This is a genomic window from Hymenobacter sp. B81 (assembly GCF_044628455.1).
Classification (GTDB): domain Bacteria; phylum Bacteroidota; class Bacteroidia; order Cytophagales; family Hymenobacteraceae; genus Solirubrum.
Genome location: NZ_JBIYZW010000001.1, coordinates 2,067,964 through 2,079,101, shown reverse-complemented (window position 1 = coordinate 2,079,101; position 11,138 = coordinate 2,067,964). Strand labels below are relative to the sequence as shown.

General features: G+C 66.4%; 8 protein-coding genes. 3 read left to right on the top strand and 5 right to left on the bottom strand.

All coding sequences use genetic code 11. The annotated features are described in order from the left end of the window. Positions 1-335: 335 nt before the first annotated feature. From ACE191_RS09150 to ACE191_RS09130, 5 genes are all read right to left on the bottom strand, one after another. A complete protein-coding gene (locus ACE191_RS09150; RefSeq protein WP_400191896.1) occupies positions 336-1,634 on the bottom strand; it encodes a CUB domain-containing protein in 1,299 nt (432 codons plus the stop codon). A 203-nt stretch (positions 1,635-1,837) separates the two neighbouring features. After that, complete coding sequence (locus ACE191_RS09145) at positions 1,838-3,250, bottom strand: TolC family protein (RefSeq protein WP_400191895.1); 1,413 nt, start codon at positions 3,248-3,250, stop codon at positions 1,838-1,840. 152 nt (positions 3,251-3,402) lie between these two features. Continuing rightward, positions 3,403-6,516: an efflux RND transporter permease subunit gene (locus tag ACE191_RS09140; protein ID WP_400191894.1), complete on the bottom strand. Its 3,114-nt coding sequence runs from the start codon at positions 6,514-6,516 to the stop codon at positions 3,403-3,405. Positions 6,517-6,579: 63 nt separating this feature from the next. Then, a complete protein-coding gene (locus ACE191_RS09135; RefSeq protein ID WP_400191893.1) occupies positions 6,580-7,749 on the bottom strand; it encodes an efflux RND transporter periplasmic adaptor subunit in 1,170 nt (389 codons plus the stop codon). A gap of 190 nt (positions 7,750-7,939) precedes the next feature. Beyond that, a complete protein-coding gene (locus ACE191_RS09130) occupies positions 7,940-8,443 on the bottom strand; it encodes a ferritin-like domain-containing protein (RefSeq protein ID WP_400191892.1) in 504 nt (167 codons plus the stop codon). A gap of 156 nt (positions 8,444-8,599) precedes the next feature. Between ACE191_RS09130 and xseA the strand changes: the two genes are divergently transcribed. The 3 genes from xseA to ACE191_RS09115 are packed head-to-tail and all read left to right on the top strand — an operon-like array spanning position 8,600 to position 11,088. Continuing rightward, a complete protein-coding gene (gene xseA, locus ACE191_RS09125) occupies positions 8,600-10,105 on the top strand; it encodes an exodeoxyribonuclease VII large subunit (RefSeq protein WP_400191891.1) in 1,506 nt (501 codons plus the stop codon). An 8-nt stretch (positions 10,106-10,113) separates the two neighbouring features. Beyond that, positions 10,114-10,338, top strand: a complete 225-nt coding sequence (gene xseB / locus ACE191_RS09120) for an exodeoxyribonuclease VII small subunit (RefSeq protein WP_400191890.1) — start codon at positions 10,114-10,116, stop codon at positions 10,336-10,338. A 36-nt stretch (positions 10,339-10,374) separates the two neighbouring features. Further along, positions 10,375-11,088 (top strand): hypothetical protein, encoded by a 714-nt coding sequence (locus ACE191_RS09115; RefSeq protein ID WP_400191889.1) that lies wholly within the window; start codon positions 10,375-10,377, stop codon positions 11,086-11,088. Positions 11,089-11,138: the final 50 nt, after the last annotated feature.

The window sequence follows — 11,138 nt, the reverse complement described above, 5'->3', positions numbered from 1 at the left end:
TAGAGTGGACTGTACCCCCGGAACGGCGGCGCAGCGGACTACCAAAACTAGCAGCGCAGCCGGGGTAAAAGCAAATGACAAGCTTGTTTCGTCCTATTCGGAGGGTGGGAACTGGGGCTAAGCGGTCTACCTACCAGCTAAGGCAAGTAGCCACTGGAAACCTCGGGACCGGAAACCGTACCACCGACCAGTCCGCTGCGCTTAGCGGGGGGGCTGGGGCAACGCAGGAAATCCGGGAGCCGGTGCCCGAAGCTGCCGCCAACTCAGGAGCCTTGAGTTGAGCCCCGGCCCGACGCCGGAACCTGTTCACGGATCGGCAACAGCATTGCCGGCCTTTAGGGCGCCATACGGGCGCAGATGCAGTAGTAGCGCGTGGCGCGGCTGCTGCCGCTGTTGTTGGTGACGATGACGCGCCACTGGGTTTCGGGGGCGTCGGGGTGGGGGCCGGAGTAGTTGACCACGATGTCGCTGGCGGCCGAGTTCCAGTCGCGGTGGCCGCCGCCGCCACCCAGCACGCGCATGCCCGCGGGGCAGGGCAGCGTCCAGACCGAGCGCGAGTTGCCGGCCATGTTGTCGTTGGCCGTTACCAGGGTGTAGCCCATGCCCACGTTGCCGGTCACCGTCAGGTCGCTGGCCACGCGGGCCGTGCCGTTCACGTCGAGGGTGCGCTCGGGGGTGCTGGTGCCAATGCCCACCTGCCCGCCGGGCTCCACGTACAGCCGGCTGTCGGATACGCCGGTTTCGGCCAGGTTCAGCCCGTCGCCGGCCAGGTTCCAGTGCCAGCGCGTGGTGCCGGCGGTAGTGCGCAGGGAAATCAACTCGTGGTTGGTGCCGGTGCCCTGCACGGTGAGGGGCCGGTCCGGGCTGGCCGTGCCGATGCCCACCTGCCCGCCGTTGGTGATGCGTAGGCCCCGGGCGCCACCGTTGTTGCTGAGCCAGTTGCCGTTGAGGCCCACGTTCTGGGTGGCGGTGTGGTTGCCCAGGTGGTCGCCGGGTACCGTCACCGAGCCGCCGTTGGTGAGGCTGATGGTGGAGCCCGTGATGCTGAGCTGCTGCACGTCGGTGGCGGCCGTGGGTTGCAGCGTGCCGTCGGGGAAGCGCACCCCGCCCTGGGTGCTGTACACGATGCCTGCTACCTGCAGCTTTTCCTCGGGCGCGCTGGTACCCACCCCCACGTTGCCGGCCGTGGCGCCGGGCAGCAGCACGCAGCTGAGCGCGGCCACCCAACCCGCACGGCTGATGGAATTGTCGGAGGTGAAACGGAGCGTGAGCGTGCCCTCGGCGTTGGTGGCGGTGTAGGGTATGCCCGTATTGGCCATGTTGCTGATGGTGGCCAGCAAGGGGGCACTGGTTGAGGAGCCGTCGTATATCCGGAGGAAGTCGCAGCAGGTTTCCAGCTGCACCTGGGAGAAGGTGAGGCTCACCCGGCGCGCCGAGGTGGTCGGGCGCAGTACCTGCAGGCCGTCCGCGTTGTTGCCATAGTTGCCACTGGGGCCGCCCGGATCGGTGATGGTGCCGCCACAGGCGGTAACCATGGCCGAGCCCGAGGTGGGCATGATGTAGGTTTGAGCGTGCAGGCGGCCGGTCCCGATCAGCAGAATCATTAGGCAGCCGATACAGTAAAGTTGTTTCATAGAGGCAGGCTGAGCGAAGGGTTATTGTTCAGCGCAATATTAATATAGTCCTGCTGCAAGTTTTGTGGGTTGAGCCACAAAAGGCTTCGTAACTGGGACTGGCCCGGGCCAGCAAGGGGTACCCATACAAAACCCTCGGTCCGGCTGGCTTCCCGAGCGGGGAGGCAGCCGGACCGAGGGTTTCGGAACAGCAGGTGGGGAGCCTACGGGGCCGCGGGGGCTTGCTGCACTAGCTCCCCGCTGAGGCGGCGCAGCACGGTTTCGGCCTGCTTGGCCAGGAAACGGATGTCGAGCAGGCGGTTTTCGGCATCGAGCTGGGTGCGCTGGGCCTCGCGCAGCACCAAGGGCGTGAGCAAACCCAGGCGGTAGCGCTCCAGGGCAATGGCCACGTTCTGGCGGGCCAGGCGGATGTTGGCTTCTTCCAGCTCCAGCAGCTGCAGGCGGTTCCGGTACTGCAGGTAGGCCTGCTCGGCCTGGGCGCTGAGGTCGAGCTGGGTTTGGTCGAGCACCAGGCGGCTTTGCTCGATGTTGATGCGGGCGTTCTGCTCGAGGCGGCGGCGGTTGAAGCCGTCGAAGATGGGCACCGAGGCCACCACGCCGTAGTTGAAGCCCTGGGTGCGGCCGGTGTTGGTTACCAGCGCACTGCCGAAGAAGGCGGCGCCGTTCACGTTGCGGTTGAGGCCGTAGCCGCCGGTGAGGCCCACCTGCGGAAAGCGCGAGGCCGTTATCAGGCGGCGGTCGTAGTCGGCTACCTCAATGCCCAGGCGGGCCTGCTGCAGCTCGGGGTTGCGCTGCACAATGCCCTGCACCACGGCGTCCTTGGCCAGGGCGCGGTTCACCACGATGGAGTCGGCGGGCGAGAGGTCGGTGGCGGGCGGGCGGCTGAGCAGGTTGTTCAGGTTCACCTTGGCCGTGGCCAGCAGCTCCTGCTGCTGAATAAGGGCCGAGCGGTCGGCGTTGAAATCGACCTGGGCCGTGAGCAGCTCCACCTTGGCGGCCACGCCCACGTTCACCTGCGCCTGCGTGAGGTCGATGCGGGCCTGGCCGATCTTGAGGGCTTCCTCGAAGGCGCGGATCTTGCCCGACTCGCGCACCACGGCAAAGTAGGCGTCGGTGATGGCAGCCACGGTTTGCTCCACGGTGGCGCGCGTCACCTGCTGCTGCTGGCTCTCCAGGGTGCGCAGCCGGTCGTGGGCAATGAACATGCCCAGGCCGTCGAATACCGTCCAGGTCAGGGCCACGTTGGCGTTGAGCTGGTTGGAGCGGGCCCCCGAGGCAATGCTCGGGTCGGGCCGCGCCGACGACTGCTGGCGCACGTTGTTGATGGTGTAGTTGCGCACGAAGTTGCCGTTCACAGCAGGCAGCTGGCCGGCGTTGCCGCGGGTCACGTTGTTGCGGGCAATCAGCTCGTCGCGCTGGGCCAGCCGAATGCCGTAGTTGTTTTCGAGGCCGATGCGCACGGCCTCTTCCAGGCTCAGCAGCGGGCCGGCCGGAACGGTGCGGGGCTGCTCGAGCTGGGCGCCGGGGTCGGGCTTGGTCGCGGGCTGCTGGGCCAGCACCACCGCCGGCAGCAGCAGGGTAGCGAGTAGAAGGGAAGAGCTAAGGGAAAAACGCACGTCGAAAGGTCGCAGGTTGGAAGGAGCACCTGCCCGGGGGCAGGCAAGGGGATGGGGGCCGGGCAGCTTCGCGGTACTTGTTCCACGAGGGTGCTGCCACCGCCCGCGCTACCCAGCCCCTCGCCCTGTGGAGACGGGGGCTGGACAACGAATTAAGCCGCTACGTGCTTGGTCGTATCGACCTCGGGCGCGGGCTGGGCCTGGCCCTTGCCGTGCTTTTTGGCCGTGGCGAAGTACGAGTACATCACCGGCACGATGTAGAGGGTCAGGATGGTGGAGAACAGCAGCCCGCCCACCACGCCGATGCCCATGGCCCGGCGGCTGAGCGCGCCCGCGCCGGTGGCCAGGGCAATGGGCAGAATGCCCAGAATGGCGCACAGCGAGGTCATCAGGATGGGGCGGAAGCGGGTGGCCGAGGCCTCAATCAGGCCTTCCATAAACGAGGCACCCTGCTCGATGCGCTGGTTGGCAAACTCCACGATGAGGATGCCGTTTTTGGTGACCAGGCCGATGAGCATGATCACCCCGATCTGGGAGAAGATGTTGAGCGTCTGGTTGAAGTACCAGAGGCTCAGCAGCGCGCCGGCCAACGCCAGCGGCACCGTCACCATGATGATGGCCGGGTCCTTGAAGCTCTCGAACTGGGCCGCCAGCGTGAGGTAAATCAGCAGCAGCGCCAGGCCAAAGGCGAAAATCAGCGAGGACGAGCTGTCCTGAAAGTCGCGCGAGGGGCCCGAGAGTTCGGTGCTGTAGGTCTCGTCCAGGGTTTTGTCGGCAATGGCCTGCATGGCCGCAATGCCTTCGCCCAGGGTTTTGCCCTTGGCCAGCGAGGCCGAGAAGGTGGCCGAGTTGTAGCGGTTGAAGCGGAACAGCTGCGGCGGGGTGCTGCTTTCGCTCAGCCGAATCACGTTGTCGAGCTGCACCTGCTCGCCGCGGTTGTTTTTCACCGACAGCAGGCGCACGTCCAGCGGCTGGCTGCGGTCGTCGCGGCGCACCTGCCCGATGATCTGGTACTGCTTGCCTTCGCGGATGAAGTAGCCGTAGCGCTGGCCCGAGAGGCCCGCCTGCAGGGTTTGCGAAATGTCCTGCACCGATACGCCCAGGCTCTGGGCCTTTTCGCGGTCGATGTTTACGCGCAGCTCCGGCTTGTTGAACTTCAGGTTTACGTCCACGAACTGGAAGGTCGGGTCGGCCTGGGCGGCGGCCAGAAACTTGGGCACCGCGGTCCGCAGCTTCTCGAAGTCCTGGGTTTGCACCACAAACTGCACCGGCAGACCGCCCCCGCCGCCGCCGATGCTCTGGTCCTGCGAAATGGAGGTCCGGGCAGCGGTCAGTTTTTTCACCCCGGCGCTGAGGGCATCGGAAACCTGCGCCTGCGTCCGGTCGCGCTGGTCGGCATCGGTCAGCAGCACCCGGGCAAAGCCGGAGTTGGTGCCGCCGCCGCCGCCGAAGCCCGGCGAGGTCACGGTGAACACGCTGTTCAGGTCGCTGCCCGCCGAGTCGATGGCCAGCTTGGTGAGCTGGGTGATGTACTGATCCATGAACTCAAACGAGGCGCCTTCCGGAGCCGTGGCGTTGACGTTGATGCGGCTGCGGTCTTCCACCGGGGCCAGCTCCGAGGGAATGACCTGGAAGAAGTAGTAGGTACCGCCCAACGTGCCCAACACGATAACCCAGGACCACAGGCGGGCGCGCAGGAAGGACTCGAGGCTGTTCTTGTAGCCGTTGGTCAGCGCCACGAAGAAGGGCTCGGTTTTGCGGTAGAACCAGCTGTGGCCGTGTTCCCCCACCGGGCGCTTGAGCAGGCGGGAGCACATCATGGGCGTGAGCGTGAGCGACACGAAGGCCGAAATCAGCACCGAGCCGGCCACCACAATGCCGAACTCGCGGAACAGGCGGCCCGTGATGCCCTCCAGGAACACCACCGGCAGAAATACCGCCGCCAGCACCACCGTGGTCGAAACGATAGCGAAAAAGATTTCGGCCGAGCCCTTCTGGGCCGCCTCCATGGGCTCCTCGCCCGCCTCGATGCGGGTATAGATGTTCTCCAGCACCACAATGGCATCGTCGACCACCAGGCCAATGGCCAGTACGATGCCGAGCATGGTGAGCACGTTGATGGAGAAGTTCATCAGGTACATCACGAAGAAGATACCGATCAACGACACCGGAATGGCCACCACCGGAATGAGGGTGGAGCGCCAGTCGCGCAAAAACAGGAAGATGATGACCACCACCAGGATAAAGGCCTCCACGATGGTGTCGCGCACTTCATTCAGCGAGTTGCGAATGAAGATGGAGTTGTCGATGGCCTTCTGCAGCTTCAGGTCCTTGGGCAGGTCGCGCTGGTACTGCTCGAGGCGCTTGTTGAACTCGTCGGCAATTTCCACCTGGTTGGAGCCCGGCTGCGGCACCACGGCCAGGGCCACCATCGGCTGGCCGTTCACGCGAAACAGGGTCTGGTCGTTTTCGGGGTACAGCTCGGCGTAGCCCACGTCCGACATGCGGATGAGCGACGTGGAGTCGCGGCGCAGGATCAGGTCGTTGAAGTCCTTTTCCGACGAGAGGCGGCCCATGGTACGCAGCGTGAGCTGGGTGTTGGTGCCCTGCACGGCGCCCGAGGGCAACTCCACGTTTTCGCGCACCAGGGCCTGCTGCACTTCCGTGGGGCTCACGCGCAGGGCGGTCAGGCGCACCGGGTCCAGCCACAGGCGCATGGAGTAGCGCCGCTCGCCGTACACGCGAATTTCCGACACGCCCGGAATCGTCTGCAGGCGCTCCTTCAGCGTGTTGTTGGCGTAGTCGGTCAGCTCCAGCAGGCTGCGCTTGTCGGAGCCCAGGTAGGTAATGACGATGGGCTGCGAGTCGGCGTTGGCCTTCTGCACGGTGGGCGGGTCCATGTCGCGCGGCAGGCGGCCCTGTACTCCCGATACCTTGTCACGCACGTCGTTGGCGGCGGCCTCCAGATCGGCTTCCAGTTCAAACTCCACCGTGATGGTAGCGCGGCCGTCGCGCGAGGTGGAAGTCAGGTTTTTGATGCCCTGGATGCCGTTGAGGGCTTCCTCAAGCTGCTCGGTCACCTGGCTCTGAATCACGTCGGCCGAGGCGCCGGTGTAGTTGGCCGACACGGTAATAATCGGCGGGTCCACGCTGGGGTACTCGCGCACCGAGAGGTAGCGGTAGCCGATGACGCCGAACAAGGTGATGACCAGGCTCATCACGATGGCCAGCACCGGCCGGTTAATACTGGTGGAGGATAAACTCATGGGTGGTGGTTCGATTTCGGTTTCGCACGGCGGCCTCCCGGCGGGACCCGCTTCAGCACAGCGCTACGGTTGGATCTTGATCCGGTCGCCCGGCTTCACCTGCAGAATGCCGGTGCGCAGGATGGTGTCGCCGGCGGCCAGGCCCTCGGTAATCTGCAGCAGCGTTTCGGAGCGGATGCCGATTTTCACGTTCTGCGGCTGGGCTTTGCCATTCACCAGCTTGTACACGCGGTAGCCGCTGGCCTCGGGCGACACGGCCTCGGTGGGAATCTGCAGGGCTTCCTCCACCTGGCCGATGTTCAGGTTCACCCGCACGAAGGCGCCGGGGCGCAGCTCCTGCTGACGGTTAGGGTACACGGCCCGCACCGAGAGCGTGCGCGAGGCCGCGTCGATCTGCGGGTTGATGGCGTAGATGCTGGCCTCGTACTTCTTGCTGGTGGCCTCGTCGAGCACCATCACCTTGTCGCCCACCTTCACGGCGTTGGCGTAGCGGCCCGGCACGGCAAAGTCAACCTTCACGGGCGAGATGCGCGAGAGCGTGGTAATGGGCGTGTTGGGCGTCACGTAGCCCCCCACCGACACCGAGCGCAGCCCCACCACGCCGCTGAACGGAGCGCGGATGTAGGCCTTGGCCAGGCTGGCGCGCAGCAGCTGCAAGTCGGCCTGGGCCGTGAGCACCTGGTTGTTGGTTTGCTCGTACTCCTGCTGGCTGATGTACTCCTTCTCGAGCAGGGTGCGCTGGCGCTTTTCCTGGTCGCGGAACAGCTTCAGGTTGTACTGCAGGCGCTGCAGCTGGGCCTGCAGTTCGTCGGCGTTGATGGTGAGCAGCAACTGGCCCTTGCTCACGGGCTGTCCTTCCTTGAAGTTGAGGCTGGTGATGCGCCCGTTGATTTCGCTGCGCACGGTCACCTGCTCGTCGGCCAGCACCGAGCCGGTAGCGGCCACGGCGTCGGTCAGGCGGGTAGGCTGCACCACGAAGATGCGCGCGGGCAAGGCGGCTCCGCCCCCGGCCGGGCCGCCCTTGGCGCCGGCGGCGCCCGGGCCTCCTTTGCCGCCGCCCTTGCCGCCATCGGCCGAAGGAGCGGGGAAAAACTTGATTTTGACGAAAGCCAGCGCGGCTACCACGGCCGCGGCCAGCAGCCACCAGCGCCAGGCCCCGCCGCGGCGCGGCTCTTCGGGCGAATAATCCTGGTATACTTCCGGCGCGTCGGGTCGCGACTCAGTCTGGGGCATGGAGTGGGGGAGGGTAGTGGGCAAAAAAACAGCGGCTGGGGCGCGTAGCGTAGCCGAAGTCGGTTAACACCCGCCGGCCGGGAAAAGTTGGGTGGACCGGGTGGCGGCGCGGCGGGAAGTCCAACCGACACGAAAAAAGCCTGCGCGTTGCAGGCTTTTTAGGAAAAAGGCAGTCGACCGGCGGGCCGGTTTACATAGCCCGCTGATTGATATAGCCTTTGGCCAGGTCGTTGAGCTTGGTGTCGGCCAGCTGCTCTTCCTGCAGGGTTTGGGCCAGCAGGGAGGCGGCTTCGGAGTGGCCGAGGCGCTCGGCAAAGTGGCGGGCCGAGCCGTAGCCCGAAATTTCGTAGTGCTCGATGCGTTGCGAGGCCACGATCAGGGCGGCGTCCTTCACCTCGTCGGTGGCGTCTTCGCTGATGGTTTCCTTGCCCTCGGCCACTAGGCCCTGCATAGCCTTGCAGGTGTGCCCGTTCAGGTCGATGTTCAGGCCGCGGCCGATCTGCTCGAGCCGGGCTACCTGGTTCTGGGTTTCCTGCAGGTGCATTTCAAATGCCTGGCGCAGGCGCGGGTCGCGGGCCTCGCCGGCCATCTGGGGCAGCGCTTTCACCAGCTGGGTTTCGGCGCTGTACAAGTCTTTCAGTTGCTCGGCAAAGAGGTCTTCGAGCGTGTTGAGTTTGCCTTCAAAGAAGCCCATGGAAATAAGGTTTAGGGTGTTGGAAGTGGAAAAGAGCGGAGTGGGAATCAAATGCGGCTAACGAAGCCCGTGTACGGCCCCCGGGCCTCCGGGGTTCGTTGAATTCACTGATTCGGCCGCCGCCGCGGCCGGCCGAATGCGTATCTTGCCGGTTGCATGGCTCCCCGTCCCGCTCGTCGTCCTTCCGCCTCCGCTCCGCTGTTCGACGCGGCTCCGCTGCCGCTGGCCGAGCTGCTGCGGCGCGTGCGCGAGGTGCTGGCCACGTCCTTCGACGACGCCTACTGGGTAACGGCCGAAATTGCCGAGCTGACTTTGCCGCGCTTTGGCGCCGGGCACTGCTACCTCACCCTCACCGATCCGACCAGCGGCCCCGGCGGCATCGAGCTGCGCACCCAGGTGCGGGCCACCATCTGGCGCAACCGCTTCGAAGTGCTGCTGCCCCACTTCGAGCAGCAAACCGGCCAGACGCTGCGCGCTGGTATGCGGGTGCTGGCCCGCTGCCAGGTGCGCTTCCACGAGCAGTACGGCCTGAGCCTCGACGTGGTGGCCCTCGACGCCAGCTACACCGTAGGCGAGCTGGCCCGGCAGCGCGCCGACACCATTGCCCGCCTCGAAGCCCAGGACCTGCTGCAGCGCAACAAGCGGCTGCCGCTGGCGTTGGCCCCGCAGCGGCTGGCCGTGGTGTCATCGGCCACCGCCGCCGGCTGGCAGGATTTCGTGCGCCAGCTCGAAGAAGCGCCCTACGCCTTTGAGGTGGCGCTGTTCCCGGCTCAGATGCAGGGCCAGGAAGCCCCAGCCAGTCTGCTGGCTGCCCTCGACCAGATTCGCCGCCAGCGCCGGGCCTTCGACGCGGTCGTCATCATCCGCGGCGGCGGCGCCCGCACCGATTTGCTGTGCTTCGACGACTTCGGGCTGGCTGCCGCCGTGGGCGCTTTTCCCCTGCCCGTACTCACCGGCATCGGCCACGACCGCGACGAGGCGGTGGTGGACCTGACGGCCCACACCGCGCTGAAAACGCCCACCGCCGTGGCTATTTTCCTGGTCGAGCGCCTAGCCCGCCTCGAAGCCGCTTTCGACGGCTACGGCGCCCGTCTGCACGAGCTGAGCCTAACCCAGCTGGCCGAGCACGGTGCCGCGCTCGGCCGCCAGGGCCGGCAGCTGGTGCAGCTGGGCCGGCACCAGCTGGCCGACGAGCAAAGCCACCTGCGGCAGCGCCTGCGCCGCGCCGGTGAGCTGCCCCGCCAGGGTTTGCAGCGGGCGGCCCGCAGCCTGAGCAGCCAGCAGCAGCACCTGTACCGGGCCGCCCGCCACTGTGCCGCGCAGCAGCGCCGCCAGCTGCGACGGCAGGAGCGGGACGTGCTGCGCCGGCTGCGCGCCCTGCACCAGCGCCGCCGCGAGGCCTTGCTGCGCCAGCGCTACCAGCTGGAGGTGGCCGCGGTGCGCGCCACGGCCCGGCTGGCGTTGGCGCTAGCCGCCGCCGCTACCCGCCACGCCGCCCTCGACCCGCAGACCCTGAACCAGCGCGGCTACGTGCGCACCGACAGCCTGCACCCCGTCGGCCCCGATTCGCCGGCCGGTACCCTGCTGCTGCTGCAATTGCCCGCCGGCCCGCTGCCGGTGCAGGTGGTCGACCTGACCGCCGACGCCGCCCCGCACTCCTAGAACCCGTTATGCCCGAACTACCCGCCGACCAAACCTACCGCGACGCCATTGCGGAGCTGGAAACCCTGCTGCGCCGCCTCGAAACCGAGAACGTGGACGTGGACGAGCTGACTGCCAGCGCCCAGCGCGCCGCCGACCTGATTCGTTTCTGCAAGCAGCGCCTGCGCACCGCCGAAGCCACCCTCGACCGTGTATTCGATTCCCTCGACGACGATGACCAGGAGGATGCCTGAGTGCGCGACTCGGGGCAGGGTATGGCGGCGGCGTAAATGACGCTCGAGGGAGTGCCCGACTGGCTACTGACGCTGCACCAGGGGGTAAACTACCTCGGCAGCTTCGGCGTGGCCATTCCGCTGCTAATCGGGCTGCGCCGCTGGCCGAGTTTGTCGGGGCCGGCGCGGGCGCTGGTGTGGTACTTCGCGTTCTGGACCCTGGAGGCGCCCGTGAATTTGTGGAGCCGCCGCGTGCTGCACACCAACATCTACCTCTACCACCTCGACAGCCTGGTGGAAACCTGGCTGCTGGGCTGGGTGTACTACCGCGCCCTGCCCGCGCCGCAGCTGCGCCGCTGGTTTGTGCCCGCGGGTTTAATCTTCACCGCCGTAGTTGTAGCCGACGCCACCGTGCTGTCGGGGCTGCAGGCGCTGAACGAGTACGCCCGCATTGCCCAAACGGTGCTGCTGCTCACGCTCACCATCCTGTACTTCGACCGCTACATGTGGCAGCTGCCCCAGCAGTCCGCCTGGCGCGACTTTATGTTCGTGGTAAGTCTGGGGCTGGCCGTGTACTACGCCGGCTCGGTGAGCGGCTACGTGCTGTTCAGCCGCTACGCCAGTCTGGGCGAAGACAACCCGCTGCTCTACAGCCTAGCCGGCCTCATCATCGACAGCACCTATCTGGTGACGCTGGTGCTGCTGACCCTGGCCCTGAGCCGTGACCAACGCCCCCGGGGGTGGCCGGTGCGCCGGCCCGTGGGAGCCTGAGCCTACTCACATGAAGTTGTGAGGCCGGCGTCAATTGCATGCCGGGATTG

What these genes read in the sequence shown, in the direction of transcription:
- ACE191_RS09150 (WP_400191896.1), bottom strand. Translation starts at nt 1,634, where the DNA reads ATGAAACAACTTTACTGTATCGGCTGCCTAATGATTCTGCTGATCGGG.
- ACE191_RS09135 (WP_400191893.1), bottom strand. Translation starts at nt 7,749, where the DNA reads ATGCCCCAGACTGAGTCGCGACCCGACGCGCCGGAAGTATACCAGGAT.
- xseA (WP_400191891.1), top strand. Translation starts at nt 8,600, where the DNA reads ATGGCTCCCCGTCCCGCTCGTCGTCCTTCCGCCTCCGCTCCGCTGTTC.
- xseB (WP_400191890.1), top strand. Translation starts at nt 10,114, where the DNA reads ATGCCCGAACTACCCGCCGACCAAACCTACCGCGACGCCATTGCGGAG.
- ACE191_RS09130 (WP_400191892.1), bottom strand. Translation starts at nt 8,443, where the DNA reads ATGGGCTTCTTTGAAGGCAAACTCAACACGCTCGAAGACCTCTTTGCC.
- ACE191_RS09115 (WP_400191889.1), top strand. Translation starts at nt 10,375, where the DNA reads ATGACGCTCGAGGGAGTGCCCGACTGGCTACTGACGCTGCACCAGGGG.
- ACE191_RS09140 (WP_400191894.1), bottom strand. Translation starts at nt 6,516, where the DNA reads ATGAGTTTATCCTCCACCAGTATTAACCGGCCGGTGCTGGCCATCGTG.